Source organism: Roseobacter sp. FCG-D35 (assembly GCF_033436665.1).
Lineage (GTDB): Bacteria > Pseudomonadota > Alphaproteobacteria > Rhodobacterales > Rhodobacteraceae > JAWQFO01.
The window spans coordinates 255,561-271,755 of sequence record NZ_JAWQFO010000004.1; the positions used below are offsets into that span (position 1 = coordinate 255,561).

The following is a 16,195-nucleotide window of genomic DNA, read 5'->3' on the forward strand; positions in this document are numbered from 1 at the left end:
TTCCGGTGACACCGGAGCCCGCCATGCAACGTTTTTCCCTTCTCGATCTGTCCCCCGTCCCCGAAGGCCATGATGTGTCCGAGGCGCTGGCCAACACGGTCACACTGGCGCAGGCCGCCGAACGCGCGGGCTATCACCGCTTCTGGCTGGCCGAGCATCACAACATGCCCGGCATCGCCAGCGCCGCGACTTCCGTGGTGATCGGCCATGTCGCTGGTGCCACGCACACCATTCGCGTCGGCGCCGGCGGGATCATGCTGCCGAACCATGCCCCGCTGGTCGTGGCCGAACAGTTCGGCACGCTGGCGACGCTCTACCCCGGGCGCATCGACCTCGGCCTCGGGCGCGCGCCCGGCACCGACGGGGCGACGATGCGCGCCCTGCGCCGCTACGCCCAGCAGGCCGACACCTTCCCGCAGGATGTCGTGGAACTGCTTGGTTTCCTCGGCCCCGCCGAGGACGGCCAGCCGGTCCGCGCGATCCCCGGCGCGGGCACGCAGGTTCCGATCTGGATCCTCGGCTCCAGCCTTTTCGGTGCGCAGCTCGCCGCGCATCTCGGGCTGCCCTATGCCTTCGCCTCGCATTTCGCCCCGGCGATGCTGACAGAGGCGCTGCATGTCTACCGCGAGAACTTCCGCCCTTCGGCCTTCCTTGACCGGCCATACGTGATGGTCGCCGCCGGCGTCTGTGCGGCGCCGAGCGATGACGAGGCCGCCCACCTGCGCTCTTCGCAGCTTCTGGCCTTCGCGCGGCTGCGCTCGGGGCGCCCGGGCAAACTGCCGCGACCGGTCGCGGACATCGGCACGGAGATCCCGCCTGCCGTGCTGGCGCAGGTGAACCAGGCGCTCTCGTGCTCGGCCACCGGATCGCCCGAAACCGTGCGGCGGCAACTTGGCGAGATCGTTGCCGCGCATCAGCCCGACGAGCTGATGGTGACCGGCATGATCCACGATCCGGTCGCGCGGATCCGGTCCTTCGACATCGCCGCCGAGGCGTTGGCCGACCTGGTCGAGGCAGACGCCGCGGCCTGACGCATTGCGTCAGGGGTTTGCCTTGCCGCGCCGCGCATGGTTCTCTCGGCTTCTGAGCGAAGCGGGAGGGATACGGCATGAACCTGGCACGACTGGCCGCCGAGGCGGCGGACCGCGGCGCGTCCGTGCGCGCCGGGCTGATCGGGGCCGGCAAGTTCGGGTCGATGTTCCTCAGCCAGGTCCCGACGATTGCAGGGCTCGAAGTTTCGGCCATCGCCGATCTTGATACCGGGCGGGCACGCACCGCCTGCCGCTCGGTCGGCTGGGAGGACGCGCGCATCGACGCCACGGCCTTCATCGAGGACGGCACGGCGCTGGCGAAGCGCGACGATGTCGACGTGGTGATCGAAGCGACGGGCAACCCGCGCGCCGGCATCGCCCATGCCCGCGCCGCCATCGCGGCCGGCAAGCACATCGTCATGGTCAATGTCGAGGCCGACGTGCTGGTGGGTGCCGCCCTCGCCCGCGAGGCCGCAGCGGCAGGCGTGGTCTATTCGATGGCCTATGGCGACCAGCCCGCGCTTGTCGCCGAGATGGTCGACTGGGCGCGCGCGGCGGGCTTCGAGGTTGCCGCCGCCGGAAAGGGCACGAAGTACCTGCCCGCATACCATTCCGTGACGCCGGACGGGGTCTGGCAGCATTACGGGCTGACGGCGGACGAGGCGAAGCGCGCGGGCATGAACCCGCAGATGTTCAATTCGTTTCTCGACGGCACCAAAAGCGCCATTGAGATGGTCGCCATCGCCAATGCTTGCGGTCTGACCGTGCCGAAGGCGGGCCTCAGCTTCCCGCCCTGCGGGGTCGACGACCTTGCCCATGTGCTGCGCCCGCGCGAAATCGGCGGGCAGCTCGAAGGGCGCGGGATGGTCGAATGCATCTCATCGCTCGAGCGTGACGGCCGCCCGGTGTTCCGCGACCTGCGGTGGGGCGTCTACGTCGTGCTGGAAGCCCCGAACGACTATGCCGCGGCCTGCTTCCGGCAATACGGCCTGCCGACCGACGACACGGGGCGGTTCGCCGCGATGTACAAGCCCTTTCACCTCATCGGGCTGGAACTGTCCGTTTCGGTGCTGAGCGCCGCGCTGCGCGGTGAACCCACCGGGTGTACCCGCGAGATGCGCGGAACCGTCGGTGCGGTCGCCAAGCGCGATCTCAAGGCCGGCGAGATGCTCGACGGTGAAGGCGGATATACTGTCTGGGGCAAGGCAATGCCACTCGACGGGGCCGCGGGCGTGCTGCCGATCGGTCTTGCGCATGGCATCCCGCTGGCCCGCGATGTGGCCGCCGGGGCGGTGCTGTGCTTCGATGATGTGAAGATCGACGCGGCCGACGCGGTGACAGCGCATTATCGCCAGCTCGCCGGGTAAGAAAACGGCCGCCCGACGGGGCAGCCGTTTGCCTGGCATTCACGCGGCGGCGCGCGCTTCCAGTGGATCGGGCGCGGTGCCGAACTCTTCTTCCTGAGAGGCCTGGTCTTCCTCGACCAAAGCATGCAGGGCGACGATTGCGCGGTCGAGATCCTCGCGCTGGACGGCGAACTGCACGTCGACACTGCGCGTGGTCTGGTGAACCGCCAGAGGCTCGACCCCGGCGTCCTCAAGCAGCGACAGACCGCGCGACAGAATCCGCAGCCCTTCCATGTTTTGGCCGATCACCGAGACGATCGACAGCGACCGGACGTTGACGTCGGCCTGCGGATAGGTGCCATGCAGATCGTTCTCGACCTTGCGGATCGCCGACAACGGTGCATCCACGAAATGCACGATCGTATTGGCGTTCGACAACTTCGACACGATCCGCAATCTGTGCCGCGTGAGGGCATCGAGGATCGTTGCGTCGTAGCCCTTGGCGCCGACCATGTCCTGCTCGAAGAGTTCCAGCGCGTAGACGTTGAGGCCGGTGATGACCTCGGCCGTGGCCCGGCGCGACGGGAAATCCTCGATCAGCGTGCCCAGGTCTTCGGGCTCGAAGGCATTCGTGACGCGCAGCGGGATGCCCGCCTGGCGCAGGGTCTTGCCGGCCTTCGGGTGGATCGCCTCCATGCCCATGTTCGACAACTGATCCGCCACGTCGTAATTGGTGTGTCCCACCTTGCGCACCTTGTCGGCACCGACCAGCTTGGGGTCGGCGGATGAGAGGTGAAATTCCTTGTGAATCACCGCCTCGCGCGCGCCGGTCACAGCCGCGATGCGGCTGAAGGTGACCTCGGAGTATCCCCGGTCGTATTCCTGCATCAGACCTTCCGAGCACTGGGCATACCCGGTCACGATGGGAAGTTCCGTCGCCAGATCGACACCGTCGAGCCCCGCCGCAATGCGCCCGTCGAGATCGTGGTCGCCCTCGTCACGCCAGCCGGACAGGTCGACAAACCGGGCCGAGATGCCCTTGCGCTGCAGCAGCAACGTGGCGACGAAAGCCGAATGGGCCTCGCCCAGTCCCGACAGCAGTTCCCGGATCAGCGACAGGTGCCGGTCGAGCCGGAAATGTCCGTAGGAACAAATCCGCTGCAGGTCGATCAGGCACGACCGCGCGCCTTCGATCCGCTCGCGCACGAAGTCGCTGGCCGCCGACCGGTCCGCCGGATGATCCAGCACCTGATCGTGCGCCTCGCACATCGCGCGCAACACGGCGCTCAAAGCGTCGAGCCAGGCGTGGTCGCTGTCCGATCCCGCGAAATGGGCGAAGACGCCCGCCTCGCCGGTCTTCTTGTGCTCAAGCAGCAGGTCGGTGATGCCGCCGAAAGCCGACACCACGAAGATTCTCTGGTAGAGATCTCTGCCGGTGCGGTCGCCCACGAAAAGCGTGTCGACCAGTTCCGGCAGGCGCGACATCGAGGTGCCGCCGATCTTCTCGACGGTGTGGTCACCTTGGGGTCTGGTCTCGTCTTGCATGGTTTCAGGCATCTGCCGGGGCATAGCTTCCGTCTTCCTGGTGGACTTCGGTACCGGTGACCGGCGGGTTGAAGCAGCACGCCATGACCAGTTCCTCATCGGCGCGCAGCGTGTGCTTGTCGTGCAGGTTCAGCGCATACATCACACCGGGCGTGATCTCGTGAGTCTCGCCCGTGGCGAGGTCGGTGATCGAGCCGCGCCCGGAGATGCAGTAGACACTCTCGAAATGGTGCTTGTATTCGAAGGTGTGTTCCGAGCCGCCTTTCAGCGTGGTGATATGGAACGAGAAGCCCATCTTGTCGTCTGCCAGCAGCATCCGCACGGATGTCCACTGTGCGTCCGATACCGCGCGGTCGGTATTCTTCAACTCGTTGAAATCTCTCACGATCATGTCTGTTACTCCGCTGCGATGGACATCTGCGTCGAGGCGCGCACGGCGGCCTCGAGCGTGTCCAGTCCTTTTTCGAATTGCTCCATCGGCGTGGTCAGCGGCGCGAGCACCTTGACCACCTCGTCCTCGGCCCCAGAGGTTTCGATCACGAGGCCGTTGCGGAAGGCCTCGGCGCAGATCGCCCCGGCCAGATCGCCGCTGCCGACATCGATGCCGCGCATCATGCCGCGGCCCTTGAGCCGGCTGCCGGGCACCATCTGCGCGATCTCGCCCAGCCGCCGTTCGAGTACCTGCGCCTTGTCGGCGACCTCGGTCCTGAAGGTATCGTCCTTCCAGAACTTTTCGAGCGCGACGCGGGCGGTGACGAAGGCATGGGTGTTGCCGCGGAACGTGCCGTTGTGTTCTGCCGGCTTCCAGACGTCGAGTTCGGGCTTCAGCAGCACCGCGGCGAAGGGCAGGCCCATGCCCGACAGCGACTTGGCCATTGTGACGATGTCCGGCTCGACGCCGAAATCATCGAACGAGAAGAAGCCGCCGGTGCGGCCGATCCCGGCCTGGATGTCATCGACGATCAGCAGCGCGCCATGCTCCTTGGCAAGCGCCGAGATGCCCTGCAGCCACTCCTTGCTGACGGCGTTGAGACCGCCCTCGCCCTGCACGGTTTCGAGGATGAAAGCCGCGGGCGCGTCGATACCGCTCGACGGGTTCGATAGCATGTCGCGGGCAAAGGCGAGCGTGTCCACGCCCTCCATAGTGCCCTCGTAGGGCAGGCGCGTCACGTCGTTGAGCGATACGCCGCCCGAGCCCGCACGTTTGCCGGCATTGCCAGTCAGCGCCAGTGCGCCCAGCGTCATGCCGTGAAAGCCGTTGGTGAAGGCCACCACGTTGCGCCGCCCGGTGGTCTTGCGCGCGATCTTGAGCGCGGCCTCGACGGCATTGGTCCCGGTCGGTCCGACCATCATGATCTTGTGATCCATGCCGCGCGGTTCGAGCACGATCTCTTCGAAGGCGCGCATGAACGCGGCCTTGGTGTCGGTGATCATGTCGAGCCCGTGGGCGATGCCATCAGCGGCGATATGCTCAATCAGCGCGGCCTTCATGTCGGGATCGTTGTGGCCGTAGTTCAGCGACGAGCAGCCTGCGAGAAAGTCGGTGTACTCATGCCCGTCCGCATCGAACAGGCTGCTTCCACTGGCGCGGGTGAAAACGGTATCGAACGAACGGCAGTAGGAGCGCACTTCGCTTTCGCGGCGCTCGATTGTGTGTTTGTGGGTTTCGGTCGTCATCTGGTCCTCCGGTGGGGGATTGCGGCGCCTCGTCCAGGCGCGTGATACGAATGTCGGGATAGTTTCAGGCCGCGGCGTCGAGCGCCTCGGCCAGCGGGATCGTCACCAGGTGCTCGGTTTTGGCGGTGCCGTCGAAATGGTCCTCCGACGTGAAATGCGCCTCGCGTTCCATGTCCGCGCCGTGACGTTCGGCGAACCCGGTGAATAGACCCCAAGACGCGTTGTTGTCGCGCGTGATTGTCGTCTGGATTTGGGTGACCCCGGCGCAGGCATCGCGTCCGACGAGGTCGAGCAGCATCTTGCGGCCGAGCCCGCGCCCGCGCGCGAGAGGCGAGACGGCGACCTGCCAGACGAACAGCGTTTCCGGGTCATCCGGGCGAATATAGGCGGAGATCCAGCCGACCGGCTGGTTGTCCATCTCGGCCAGAACGCAGGTGTCTCCGAAGTGATCGCACTGGATCACGTTGCAATACATCGAGTTCTCGTCGAGCGGCTTGCAGTCGCGCACCAGTTGCCAGACCAGCGAACCGTCCTCGGCGGTGGGGGTCCGCAACATGATTTCCGTTTCGGTCATGTCTCTTGGCACGTGGAATCCTCGCTTTGCTCATTTCAGTTAGCATTGCTAACCTTTTCTATTCGCCTTGCTAACTATATACCCCTCGACTTGGTTTCAAGCCTTTTGACAGAATCCTGCAAAACGCGCCATTTTCTTCAAACTCCAGCGTTTGAAATCTCGAAAACACGGGTTATCTGCATCGCATGGCTAAACATAAAACCGTTGACGTTCACTTTATCGACACCAATAGACGCGACGTCGCGTCATGGTATAGCCTCTTCGGGCCACGCCCCGGGACCGGCAGACGCCGACCCCGCAACCTGCCGCGACGGAGCCCTATGGACCGCACAGACCACAGCCTGATCGCGCTGCGCCGCATTCTGCGCTCGACCGAACTTTACGGGCGTGAGTTGGCCAAGGCCGCCGGGCTCACCGCGGTGCAGATCCGCGCCCTTCAGATCGTGGCCGAATCGGGCCATGCCACCGCCAAGGAGATCAGCACGAGGATGGGGGTCAGCCAGGCCACGATGAGTTCGCTGGTCGACCGGCTCGAGAAGAAGAAGCTGGTCACGCGCGAGCCCTCCTCGACCGACCGCCGGGTGACGAACATCGTCATTACCGAGGCCGGTCTTACGGCGGTGGACACGGCACCGGACCCTTTACAGCAGCGCTACGTCAAAAAGTTCGAGGCGCTGGAAAGCTGGGAGCAGTCGATGGTGGTCGCGGTGCTGGAACGTGTTGCGTCGATGCTCGACTCGTCCGAGTTCGACGCCTCCCCCGTGCTTGACCTGGGCGATTTCCGAGAAGAGCGCGACTGACCTTGCACAGTGCACAAACGTCGGGCTTGCCCCGGGCGGCTGCCAATGACACATTCCATTATCTCTATATGATTGGGCCGCCTTCATGACTTCAGTCACCCGCCGCACTGTCCTTGGCACCGGGCTGGCCTCGGGCGCATTGCTGTTCGTTCCCCGCCTGTTGCACGCGCAGATCGACCTCGGCGCGGCCCGTGTCGACGTCGTCAGCGACGGCTCGCTGAGACTGCCGGGATCATTCGTTTTCGACCCGATGCCGCAAGACGAACTGGCAGTCCTTCTCGCGCGGACAGGCACCGATCCGGCAGCCCTCGCGCCGCCATGCAACGTCACCCTGCTGCGCCATGACGGGCGCACCGTATTGTTCGACGTCGGTGCGGGTCCGAACTTCCAGCCGACGGCCGGAGCGCTGCAGACGTCGCTGGACGCGATCGGGGTGCAGCCCGGTGACGTGACGGATGTGGTTTTCACCCATGCCCATCCCGACCACCTGTGGGGTCTGTCGGACGATTTCGGAGACCCGTTGTTCCCCAATGCCCGGTATATGATCGGGCAGGACGAATGGGATTACTGGACCGATCCGACGACGGTCGAGACGATCGGAGCGGACCGCCAGTCCTTTGCCGTCGGGGCCGAACGACGCCTGCGCGAGATCGAACCGGACCTGACGGTTTTCGGTGACGGTGCTGAAATCCTGCCCGGCGTCGCGGCCCGCGCAAGCTTTGGCCACACGCCGGGTCATATGTCCTTCGAAATCGCGGTGAACGGCAGCGTGCTGATGGTGGTCGGGGATGCCATCGGCAACGATCATGTGGCGCTCGCCCGCCCCAGCTGGCCATCCGGGGCCGACCAAGACATGGCACGCGGCGCCGAGACCCGCGTCGCGCTTGTCAACGAAATCGCCGAGCGCCAGATCCCGATGATCGGCTTTCATTTCGAGGGCGGGTTGGGACGGATCGAGAAAGGCGCTGACGGATTCGTTTTCCGGACCGACCTCTGACCGACCTTGCGGATCAGTTTTCCACCGCCTCCCGTGCGATCTCGTCGAGAAGTGCCTGCACCTCCTGCATCGCGCCTTCGGGATAGCGGCTGTAACCGATCGTCACCTCTCCGTCCTTGTCGGTAACGAAGATGCCGTAGGGGCAATGCTGGATGTTCATCGGGTCAGCCTCCATCACGCTCCGCGAGACCACTGCCGAGCAGAACAGGAAAACGTCCGCGGCATCGAAGATCGTTTCGCCGCCGCCCACGTCTTCCCTGGTCCGGTTCAGCATCTCGCCGACGTGGCTGACCCAGTCCACGACCAGACCCTTGTTTACGATCGCGGTCTCGACGCTGAAGGTCGCGTCCTCGAAACTGCCATCGTACGAGTAGGTAGTCGCCTCCTGTGAACGCACCGGAGCCGTTCCTGCCAGTATCGCCACTGCAAGTGCGAATACGCGTTTCGTCATGACATCCTCCCTTGGCTGCCGTGATCCGGCAACATCGTCCCGCGCATCATGTACTCCCTCGAAACCCTGGGGTTATTCTCCCAGGGATCGCAGGTAGGCGATTACCGCCGCGCGCTCCTCGGCCTTTTTCAGGCCGGCGAAGCCCATGCGCGTTCCCTTCATGTAGTCCCGCGGGTTTTCAAGAAACGCGGAAAGAGTCTCCTCGTCCCAGATGCGCCCTTCGGCCCCCGCGGCGGCCATGGGTTTGGAATACCTGAACCCGTCGACGCGGCCCATTGGATGTCCGAGCACCGCGCTCAGCGCAGGGCCAGCGCCGTTGCGGGCGCCCGCGCCGACCTTGTGGCACGACTTGCACTTGCGAAACACGGTCTCGCCCCGCGCGACCAGCGCCGGGTCGAGAGCCGTCGGTGTGGCGGCGGCGTTTTCGACCTCCGCGGTATCCGCAGTCGCGGCCTCGGAGGTCTCCGCGACGTCCTCGGGCGTCACATCGAGCACCCGTGCGCGCATCGTCACCTCGACGCCCTCCTTGCATGTCGCCATGCAAGGGTCGCGGGTCCATTTCGGGTACTCGGTCTCGGCCCGGTCGTCGACAAAGAAGCCGTCAGCGTTCGGCATCTCGACGCCGGCGAAACTGTCCTTCGACAAAACGAACGTCTCGTCCACGAGGTCGTTCGAATAAAGGATGTAGGCGACCACGCCGTAAACTTCGTCGTCGCTAAGGGTTCCGGCATCCCCGAACGGCATCGAGCGCCGGACGTAATCGACGACGGTGGACAGGTAAGGCCAGTAGGATCCCACCGTCTTGACCGGATCCTTGCGGTCGAGCGTGCCCTGCCCGCCGGCCAACTCCGGCCAGTTGCCGAGCCCTTCGGCGAAATCGCCGTGGCAGACCGCGCATTTCTCGGCAAAGACCTCTTCGCCCGCCAGCGCATCGGACGCGCCCTCCGGAAGCCCGGTGCCGTCGGGCAGGATGTCGAGATCCCAGGCCGCGATCTCCTCGGGCAGGGCCGGCCGGCCAAGCCCGAAGCCCTGCGACAGCGTCGGGGTGGCCAGCAGGCTTGCGACCAATGCCAGTTCAAGACACCTCAACATTCTCCGCCTCCCCGGTCGCGCGCACCCACCAAGTCTGGATGCCATTGTTGTGGTAAATCGAGTTCTCGCCGCGCATGGCCCGCAATTGCGCCTTGGTTGGTTGCACATATCCGGTGTCATCCATCGCCCGGGACTGGAGCAACATCTCCTCGCCCGACCAACTGGTATCGAGGTAGAACCGCGTCAGGGCCATCTTCTCGCCGGGCCTAGCGAGACGCGCGGTCTCCCAGGTGATGCCGCCATCCTTGCTGACGTCGACGCGCGCGATCGCACCGCGACCAGACCACGCGAGTCCGCTGATGACCAGCGGCCCGTGTCCGTGGGTGATCGGGGATTGCGGCGACGGGCTGGTGATGACGGATTTCGCGTCCATCGCCCAGGTCCACTTGCGGCTCGTGCCGTCGGCCAGTGTGTCCGTGTATTTCGAGGTTTCTTCGCGGCTTTCGACCGGCCGGTCGATGACCTCGACCCGGCGGAGCCACTTGACCCAGAGATTTCCCTCCCAGCCCGGAACGACAAGCCGCGCCGGGTAGCCGTGTTCCTTGCGCAGCGCCTCGCCGTTGGCCTTGAAGGCGACAAACACATCGTCGAGCGCCTTCTCCATTGGGATCGAGCGTCCGTTCGAGGAGGCGTCGGCACCTTCCACGAAGATCCACTTGGCGGACGCGTCATAGCCGGCCTCTTGCAGAAGCGTGCGCAGGGGTACGCCGGTGTATTCCATGTTGTGGATCATGCCGTGGGTGAACTGCGCCCCGTTCAGCTGCGCGCCGGCCCATTCCATGCCGGTATTGGCCGCGCACTCGCAGAAATAGACATGGGTTTCCCGAGGAAAGCGCTCGAGATCGGCATAGGAAAAGACCAGCGGCCGTTCGACGAGACCGTTGATCATCAGGCGGTAATCCTCCTTGCGCAGTTCGATCGCGCCCGAGTGGTGGCGTTCGAAGGCGCAGCCCTGCGGCGTGATGGTGCCGTCGAGCGCGTGGATCGGCGTGAAGTTGACCGAGCTGATCGTGTCGGCGGTGAGCCACGGCACGTTGCGCCGGATCACGTCACTCTCGTAGCGGATCGGCAGCCCGTAAGGCGTGGCGTCGACCCCGTCGCCAAGCCCCTGCGCCCAGGGTTGCAGTTCCGTGATCAGCGGATCGGGATCGTCTGCGACGGCACGCCCCGCGGCTACCGCACCAAGCGTGCTTGCGGCCGCGCCGCGCAGGAAGGCACGCCGGTTCGCGGTATTCGGTGGCTTCTGCCCTGACATGTCTGCCTCCTCCCTTCCGGCGGCGTCACGCACCCTCGACGGCGACGCTGGTGTTCGGGTCGATCTCGACGGTGCCGAGCGCGCGCACATGGGCCTCGACCACGTCCCAGATCGGCGGACCCTCGGTGCCCTCGTTGACCGATGCCCAGCCGGCGACCTGGTAGGACTTGGCCGGGTCGATGGCCTCTCCGGTTTTCAGAAGCACCATGTCGCTGATCCGCGCACCCTGCGGCTTGCGCACGTCGATCCGGTAACCTAGCCCGCCGACACGCACCATGTCGCCGCCCTGCTGGTAGTAGGGGTCGGGATTGAAGATGTTGTCGGCCACGTCCTCGAGGACCACCTTCAAAAATTCGCCGGTCATCTCGGTCCGATAAACCTCCGGGTAGCTTAGCGCGGTCACGTTCCAGATATCCTCGCGCGTGATCTGCTGTCCCGGCAGGATCGAAGGTCCCCAGCGGACGCCGGGCGACAGCGCGATCTCGGCGTCGCGCTGCGACAGCATCGCGTCGCAGATCAGGTCGTCCCAGGTGCCGTTGAAGTTGCCCCGGCGATAAAGCAGCTGCCCGGGGCCTGTATGCCCGATCACCTCGGTCAACTTGGCCTCGAAAGGCGCGCGCTGCGCGTTGATAAGCGCCGTCATCTCCGGGTCAGGCGCGATGACATCCGAGAAGATCGGGATCAGCTTGTGCCGGAACCCCATCATGCGACCGTCGCGCACGTCGAGATCGACCCGGCTGACGAACTTGCCGTTCGAGCCCGAGGCGATGACGATTGTCTCGCCGACCTGTACCGGTTCGGGCAAGGCGTCATGAGTGTGGCCCGACAGGATCACGTCGATGCCGCTGACCACGCCGGCCATCTTGCGGTCCGTGTCGAACCCGTTGTGGCTGAGACAGACGACAAGTTCCGCTCCGGCGGCGCGCACCTCGTCGACCATCTCCTGCATGTGCTCGTCGCGGATGCCGAAACTGTATTCCGGAAACATCCAGCCCGGATTGGCAATCGGCATGTAGGGAAAGGCCTGCCCGATCACCGCGATCTTGACGCCACCGCGCTCGAACATCTCGTAAGGCCTGAAAAGTTCGGCCGGTTCATCCCATTCGGCGTCGAAGATGTTCTGACCCAGCGCAGCGAACGGCAGGCTCTCGACCAGTTCCGCTACCCGGTCGCTGCCAAGGGTGAATTCCCAGTGAAACGTCATGGCGTCGGGCTTCAGCGCGTTCATCGCATCCACCACGTCCTGCCCTTTCGTCTGGTGACAGGTGTAACTGCCGTGCCAGGTATCGCCGCCATCCAGCAGCAGGGCGTCGGGACGATCGGCGCGGATGCGCGTGAGCACCGTCGCGACGCGGTCCAGTCCGCCGACGCGACCGTAGGCCTTGCCCAGCGCCGAGAAATCCTCGTAGGTGAGCGCGTATTGGCGCGGGCTTCCGGCCTCGATGCCGTAAAGCTTGCGGAAGTCTGCTCCGGTCAGGTGCGGAACCTTTCCGCGGCTTTCGCCGACGCCGATGTTGACCTCTGGTTCGCGGAAGAAGATCGGCTTGAGCTGCGCGTGCAGGTCGGTGACATGCATCAGCGTGACATTTCCGTAGGTCTCGAAGGCCAGCAGGTCGTCCTCGGACATCATCTGCTGGGCCGCGAGCCTCGACCAGTTGCCGACCCCCGCCGCGCCGTAGATCGCGGCGGCGGCCATTCCGGTTTGCAGGAAATCGCGGCGTGAGATCATGGCATCCTCTGTTCACATGCGAATTTATGAATGAATAAGCTGCGAAAAAGGCCCTCCGCGTCGGCGGAAGGCCTCTCTCAGTGTCAGTTTCGGACGGCCGGACCTTCGATGCCGAGCCCGTTTCCGCGCGACGCGACATAAAGTTCGAGAGCCACGAATTCCGGGCTGCCGGGCGAGAAGGTCTCGGCGCGGGTGTCGCGAATGCAGCCCTTGAAGCGCGCATGGGCCGAATTAAGCTTGGTATTCTTGAGCCGGTAGACCGGGAAGCCGTTGATCTGGCCCTGGCTGAGGTGGTCGGCGCGGATCATGTTGCCGTAGTTGTCCTCGTGGCAATTCGCGCAGGCGAGCTCGAGCTGGCCATACCGGGTATAGTAGATCTCCTTGCCCTGTTCCCAGGTCGACTGGGCCGGTCCGTCGATCGCCACGTTCACTGGCTTGCCCCGGGCCACCGAGGACAGCAAGGCGGTCATGTTGACCATGTCGCCCCCGGTGTATTTCCAGGGTTCGGCCCCCATCCGCGTCTCGCGGCAATCGTTGATCTGCATCTCAAGCGTCCGGACCTCGCCCGCCGCCTCGTTCCACTTCGGATAGACCGGGCGCACATCCGCCATGGACTCGGGATCGTTGTGGCAATCCGCGCACGACTTGCCCTCGGATCCGTCGGCCGCGTTCCAGACGTCGCGCGCCTGTTCGACGAAGATCATGCCCGGGTTGTCGAAGTCGTCCCGCTCCATCTCGCGGGTCTCGTCCTCGCGGAAGAGCCATCCCGACATCACCTCGTCGAGCGCGCCCTCGAGGTGCGCCGGGGCCGCGGCACGCACCGTCACCTCGATCTCGTCGTTGATGGTGAGCGTGTCGTCCACCGGTTCCGCCATCGCCAGCCCGGCACAGGCGAAGATCGCCCCCGCCGCAGCAGCCGCAGCCTTCAGTCTGTCCATCGTGCGCCTCCCCGTTGTACCGCCGCTCAGCCGATCTCGATCGCCTGCTTTTCCTCGTAAACGGACCCGTCGTCGTCGTACCAGGTGAATGTGAATTCACCCGCCTCCGGCACGACCGCCTCGAATTCGAAATACGGGTTCGTCGAGATCGCCGGTTCCATCGCCACGTCGATGACGTTCTCGCCGTTGAAGTCTGCGGTGAAGCGATTGATGATCGAGCGCGGGATGACGTTGCCGTCGTCATCCTTGCGCTGACCGGATTCCATCTGGTGGCTGATCAGCGTCTTGATGGTGATCGTCTCGCCAGCGGATGCGGTTTTCGGGACTTTCACCCGGGGTTTCACACCTGAAGCCATGTCCTGTCTCCCTGAACTCGATCAGCCGCCGCAGCCGCCGATGGTGACCTTGATCGTGGCGGTGGCGCGGTGGAACGTGCCATCCTCCATCCGGGCGATGGCGACCACGTCCTGCGTCTGGGCCAGCCTGATACGCGTCGAGGCCGCGCGCGACCCGGCCAGCGGGCCGAACTTGAACGTGGCCACGGGCGGCACCGGGTTGCCGAGCGCCAGCACCATGATCTCGGCCGCGCCCTCGGCGGCGACCTCGATCGGCACCGTGTTGCCGTTCTCGGCGATCTCAGGAGCGGTGAGCGTCACGCCCCCCTCCACGATATCCGCGCCGCCGGTGAAGGCCGCGATTTCGTCCTCTGCGGCCGCGAACAGGCGAAGCGGCATGCCGATGGCGGCAAAGGCGCCCGCGCCCGCGATGATTGCCTTGCGTCTTGTCAGCCTCATGCTGAAAGCCTCCTGATATACTGTGATCCGGACACCTGCCTGGCAGACTGTCCCGTCATTCCTTGAGCGTCGCGAGATAGGCCACGACATCCTCGATCTGCTGCGCGGTCAGGATCGGCCCGAAGGTGTCGTCTGCCGCGTCGCCGGTATAGGCATTGCCCGGCCGGACGAAGCCTTCGGTCTTGTAGAACGACGGCATCATCGACTCCGGGAACATCATCTTGGCGTTTGACACGATCCCGCGCAACTCCGCCTCACTCCAGCGATCGCCCGCACCATCGAGCGGCGGTCCGATCTCGCCGTGGAACGGCACGTCGGACAGGTCGGACACCGCGTGACAGGCCACGCAGTTGCCCTGGCTCTTGTCGCCGACGATCACACGGCCATTGGCGGCATCTCCCGGCTGGGCGGACAGCGGCGCCGAGACCGCGCCATCCTCATAGCTAACCTCTGTCGGGGCGATCTCGGCGGCGAACGCGGCCGTCGACGCCAGCGCGGCGAAGAGCGCTGTGGCCTGGAAAAGTCTCATGTGTCCTCCCGCAGCATGTCTTTTCGAAGGCCAGCCTAGCGCATGGTTTCCGCGCGACGCAACAATAAATTCAGTTTCTTGAATTTTTGGTCGGCGACCCTCACTGCTCGAGCCGCCGGGCGTGGTACTTCTGGAAGGTCTCCCCGTTTTCGTAGCCGGCGTCGCGTACCCATTCCAGAAGGTGCATCGTCGTGCTGGCCGAGAACGCTCCCGGCATCACCGCAACGGCCGCCCGGTCCGCGGTCACGTCTTCGGGCACCGTTTCGGGAAAGAACATCGCGGTTGGCGTGAACAGCACGTTCCATTTGCGCACCATGTCCTTTTCCGGCAGCGCTTCGCCGTCGAAGTCGATGACCTCGACGTCGCCGAACATGTTGAGCTGCACGACAAAATAGGTTTCTTCGATCAGCGCCTCGATCTCGGGCATCGGAAAGACCTCCTCGTGCATCTTGGCGCAGTAGATGCACCCGCGCTGCTCGACGAGCAGCATCAGCCTCTTGCCCTCTTCCCCCGCTTCGGCAAGGTCTTCGCGCAGGTCCTTGAACGTCTCACGCATCCAGTCCGCCTTGTGCAGACCGTCGTCGCCGAGTTCGGCGCCCCACGCCACCTGAGCCGAAACGCCCGCCAGAACCAAGGCCTGCAAGGCCGTCGCAAGTTTTCTCATCCGTTCAACCTCCGATCATCCGATTGCGCCGAAGGGGCTGACCTCCAGCATCCATTGTCCAATGTAGTTCATCGAGTTCGTCGCGATCAGGACCGCGAAGAGCACCAGCAGCGCGCCCATGATCTTCTCGATCGTGCCGAGGTGCCTGCGAAACCGCACCATCCACCGCATGAAAGGGCCGATGAAGGCCGCCGCCAGCACGAAAGGCGCTGTCATCCCGATGCCGTAGACCAACAGCAGAAGCGCACCTTGCGTCGCGCTCTCGGACCCTGCCGCCATGAAAAGGATCGCGGCGAGGACCGGGCCGACGCAGGGCGTCCAGCCGAAGGCGAAGGCAAGACCGATGACATAGGCTCCGAGCAGGCTGAGGTTCGAGGTCTCCCCCACCTCGGCGCGGAACTGCCGGTAGAGGATCCCGATGCGGATCACGCCGAGGAAATGTAGGCCCATCGCGAGGATGATCGCCGCCGCGTTCCAGCGCAGGATGTCGAAGTATTCGCGGACGATCTGGCCGAAGGTGGTCGCTGCGGCCCCGAGTCCCATGAAGATCGTCACCACGCCCGCCGCGAAGAAGATCGCCGACAGAACCGCGCGGTTACGGACACGCGTGTCGATGGATGCGGTCGCCGAGATCTGGTTCATCCCGGCCCCGGCAAGGTAGCTGAGATAGAACGGCACCATCGGCAGTATGCAGGGCGACAGGAACGAGAGCAATCCCGCGAAGGCGGCCCCGGCATATGTGACGTCGAACATGCGCGCGGTGTCCCGAACTT

The 16,195-nt window shown here is 64.8% G+C and carries 18 protein-coding genes; 4 read left to right on the forward strand and 14 right to left on the reverse strand.

Annotated elements, in window-relative coordinates; translation table 11 throughout:
- The first annotated feature begins 23 nt into the window (after positions 1 to 23).
- The gene (locus R5H30_RS12150; RefSeq protein WP_318328653.1) at positions 24 to 1,031 is read left to right on the forward strand and encodes an LLM class flavin-dependent oxidoreductase; all 1,008 of its coding nucleotides are present in this window, start codon (positions 24 to 26) and stop codon (positions 1,029 to 1,031) included.
- A 77-nt stretch (positions 1,032 to 1,108) separates the two neighbouring features.
- A complete protein-coding gene (locus R5H30_RS12155) occupies positions 1,109 to 2,398 on the forward strand; it encodes an NAD(P)H-dependent oxidoreductase (RefSeq protein WP_318328654.1) in 1,290 nt (429 codons plus the stop codon).
- 39 nt (positions 2,399 to 2,437) lie between these two features.
- Here the strand turns inward: R5H30_RS12155 and R5H30_RS12160 are convergent, their stop codons facing one another.
- From R5H30_RS12160 to ectA, 4 genes are all read right to left on the reverse strand, one after another.
- Positions 2,438 to 3,934: an aspartate kinase gene (locus R5H30_RS12160; RefSeq protein ID WP_318328655.1), complete on the reverse strand. Its 1,497-nt coding sequence runs from the start codon at positions 3,932 to 3,934 to the stop codon at positions 2,438 to 2,440.
- Entirely contained in the window at positions 3,927 to 4,313 is a 387-nt protein-coding gene (locus R5H30_RS12165) for an ectoine synthase (RefSeq protein ID WP_318328656.1), read from the reverse strand. Before R5H30_RS12165 ends, R5H30_RS12160 begins: the two co-directional genes overlap by 8 nt.
- 5 nt (positions 4,314 to 4,318) lie before the next feature.
- Positions 4,319 to 5,599: a diaminobutyrate--2-oxoglutarate transaminase gene (gene ectB, locus R5H30_RS12170; RefSeq protein WP_318328657.1), complete on the reverse strand. Its 1,281-nt coding sequence runs from the start codon at positions 5,597 to 5,599 to the stop codon at positions 4,319 to 4,321.
- Positions 5,600 to 5,663: 64 nt separating this feature from the next.
- Entirely contained in the window at positions 5,664 to 6,173 is a 510-nt protein-coding gene (ectA, locus tag R5H30_RS12175) for a diaminobutyrate acetyltransferase (RefSeq protein ID WP_318328658.1), read from the reverse strand.
- A gap of 320 nt (positions 6,174 to 6,493) precedes the next feature.
- Here ectA and R5H30_RS12180 point away from each other — a divergent pair, with 320 nt between their 5' ends.
- Positions 6,494 to 6,973: a MarR family winged helix-turn-helix transcriptional regulator gene (locus R5H30_RS12180; protein ID WP_318328659.1), complete on the forward strand. Its 480-nt coding sequence runs from the start codon at positions 6,494 to 6,496 to the stop codon at positions 6,971 to 6,973.
- A gap of 85 nt (positions 6,974 to 7,058) precedes the next feature.
- On the forward strand, positions 7,059 to 7,970 hold the full coding sequence (locus tag R5H30_RS12185) for an MBL fold metallo-hydrolase (RefSeq protein ID WP_318328660.1): 912 nt from the start codon (positions 7,059 to 7,061) through the stop codon (positions 7,968 to 7,970).
- 13 nt (positions 7,971 to 7,983) lie between these two features.
- On the opposite strand, the gene R5H30_RS12190 is transcribed toward R5H30_RS12185, so the two are convergent.
- From R5H30_RS12190 to R5H30_RS12235, 10 genes are all read right to left on the reverse strand, one after another.
- A complete protein-coding gene (locus R5H30_RS12190; protein WP_318328661.1) occupies positions 7,984 to 8,421 on the reverse strand; it encodes a DUF302 domain-containing protein in 438 nt (145 codons plus the stop codon).
- A gap of 72 nt (positions 8,422 to 8,493) precedes the next feature.
- Positions 8,494 to 9,513, reverse strand: a complete 1,020-nt coding sequence (locus R5H30_RS12195; RefSeq protein ID WP_318328662.1) for a c-type cytochrome — start codon at positions 9,511 to 9,513, stop codon at positions 8,494 to 8,496.
- A complete protein-coding gene (gene soxC, locus R5H30_RS12200) occupies positions 9,497 to 10,768 on the reverse strand; it encodes a sulfite dehydrogenase (protein WP_318328663.1) in 1,272 nt (423 codons plus the stop codon). The genes R5H30_RS12195 and soxC overlap by 17 nt, the downstream gene beginning before the upstream one ends.
- 25 nt (positions 10,769 to 10,793) lie before the next feature.
- Positions 10,794 to 12,497: a thiosulfohydrolase SoxB gene (gene soxB / locus R5H30_RS12205; RefSeq protein ID WP_318328664.1), complete on the reverse strand. Its 1,704-nt coding sequence runs from the start codon at positions 12,495 to 12,497 to the stop codon at positions 10,794 to 10,796.
- A gap of 83 nt (positions 12,498 to 12,580) precedes the next feature.
- Positions 12,581 to 13,435, reverse strand: coding sequence for a sulfur oxidation c-type cytochrome SoxA (gene soxA, locus R5H30_RS12210; protein ID WP_318328665.1), 855 nt, complete (start codon positions 13,433 to 13,435; stop codon positions 12,581 to 12,583).
- Between the two features lie 26 nt (positions 13,436 to 13,461).
- Positions 13,462 to 13,791: a thiosulfate oxidation carrier complex protein SoxZ gene (gene soxZ, locus R5H30_RS12215; RefSeq protein WP_318328666.1), complete on the reverse strand. Its 330-nt coding sequence runs from the start codon at positions 13,789 to 13,791 to the stop codon at positions 13,462 to 13,464.
- A gap of 21 nt (positions 13,792 to 13,812) precedes the next feature.
- A complete protein-coding gene (gene soxY, locus R5H30_RS12220) occupies positions 13,813 to 14,229 on the reverse strand; it encodes a thiosulfate oxidation carrier protein SoxY (protein ID WP_318328667.1) in 417 nt (138 codons plus the stop codon).
- Between the two features lie 55 nt (positions 14,230 to 14,284).
- Positions 14,285 to 14,758, reverse strand: coding sequence for a sulfur oxidation c-type cytochrome SoxX (gene soxX, locus R5H30_RS12225; RefSeq protein WP_318328668.1), 474 nt, complete (start codon positions 14,756 to 14,758; stop codon positions 14,285 to 14,287).
- Positions 14,759 to 14,858: 100 nt separating this feature from the next.
- A complete protein-coding gene (locus R5H30_RS12230; protein WP_318328669.1) occupies positions 14,859 to 15,422 on the reverse strand; it encodes a thioredoxin family protein in 564 nt (187 codons plus the stop codon).
- Positions 15,423 to 15,437: 15 nt separating this feature from the next.
- Complete coding sequence (locus R5H30_RS12235; RefSeq protein ID WP_318328789.1) at positions 15,438 to 16,175, reverse strand: cytochrome c biogenesis CcdA family protein; 738 nt, start codon at positions 16,173 to 16,175, stop codon at positions 15,438 to 15,440.
- Between the last annotated feature and the right edge of the window lie 20 nt (positions 16,176 to 16,195).

What these genes read in the sequence shown, in the direction of transcription:
- R5H30_RS12150 (WP_318328653.1), top strand. Translation starts at nt 24, where the DNA reads ATGCAACGTTTTTCCCTTCTCGATCTGTCCCCCGTCCCCGAAGGCCAT.
- R5H30_RS12155 (WP_318328654.1), top strand. Translation starts at nt 1,109, where the DNA reads ATGAACCTGGCACGACTGGCCGCCGAGGCGGCGGACCGCGGCGCGTCC.
- R5H30_RS12160 (WP_318328655.1), bottom strand. Translation starts at nt 3,934, where the DNA reads ATGCCTGAAACCATGCAAGACGAGACCAGACCCCAAGGTGACCACACC.
- R5H30_RS12165 (WP_318328656.1), bottom strand. Translation starts at nt 4,313, where the DNA reads ATGATCGTGAGAGATTTCAACGAGTTGAAGAATACCGACCGCGCGGTA.
- ectB (WP_318328657.1), bottom strand. Translation starts at nt 5,599, where the DNA reads ATGACGACCGAAACCCACAAACACACAATCGAGCGCCGCGAAAGCGAA.
- ectA (WP_318328658.1), bottom strand. Translation starts at nt 6,173, where the DNA reads ATGACCGAAACGGAAATCATGTTGCGGACCCCCACCGCCGAGGACGGT.
- R5H30_RS12180 (WP_318328659.1), top strand. Translation starts at nt 6,494, where the DNA reads ATGGACCGCACAGACCACAGCCTGATCGCGCTGCGCCGCATTCTGCGC.
- R5H30_RS12185 (WP_318328660.1), top strand. Translation starts at nt 7,059, where the DNA reads ATGACTTCAGTCACCCGCCGCACTGTCCTTGGCACCGGGCTGGCCTCG.
- R5H30_RS12190 (WP_318328661.1), bottom strand. Translation starts at nt 8,421, where the DNA reads ATGACGAAACGCGTATTCGCACTTGCAGTGGCGATACTGGCAGGAACG.
- R5H30_RS12195 (WP_318328662.1), bottom strand. Translation starts at nt 9,513, where the DNA reads ATGTTGAGGTGTCTTGAACTGGCATTGGTCGCAAGCCTGCTGGCCACC.
- soxC (WP_318328663.1), bottom strand. Translation starts at nt 10,768, where the DNA reads ATGTCAGGGCAGAAGCCACCGAATACCGCGAACCGGCGTGCCTTCCTG.
- soxB (WP_318328664.1), bottom strand. Translation starts at nt 12,497, where the DNA reads ATGATCTCACGCCGCGATTTCCTGCAAACCGGAATGGCCGCCGCCGCG.
- soxA (WP_318328665.1), bottom strand. Translation starts at nt 13,435, where the DNA reads ATGGACAGACTGAAGGCTGCGGCTGCTGCGGCGGGGGCGATCTTCGCC.
- soxZ (WP_318328666.1), bottom strand. Translation starts at nt 13,791, where the DNA reads ATGGCTTCAGGTGTGAAACCCCGGGTGAAAGTCCCGAAAACCGCATCC.
- soxY (WP_318328667.1), bottom strand. Translation starts at nt 14,229, where the DNA reads ATGAGGCTGACAAGACGCAAGGCAATCATCGCGGGCGCGGGCGCCTTT.
- soxX (WP_318328668.1), bottom strand. Translation starts at nt 14,758, where the DNA reads ATGAGACTTTTCCAGGCCACAGCGCTCTTCGCCGCGCTGGCGTCGACG.
- R5H30_RS12230 (WP_318328669.1), bottom strand. Translation starts at nt 15,422, where the DNA reads ATGAGAAAACTTGCGACGGCCTTGCAGGCCTTGGTTCTGGCGGGCGTT.
- R5H30_RS12235 (WP_318328789.1), bottom strand. Translation starts at nt 16,175, where the DNA reads ATGTTCGACGTCACATATGCCGGGGCCGCCTTCGCGGGATTGCTCTCG.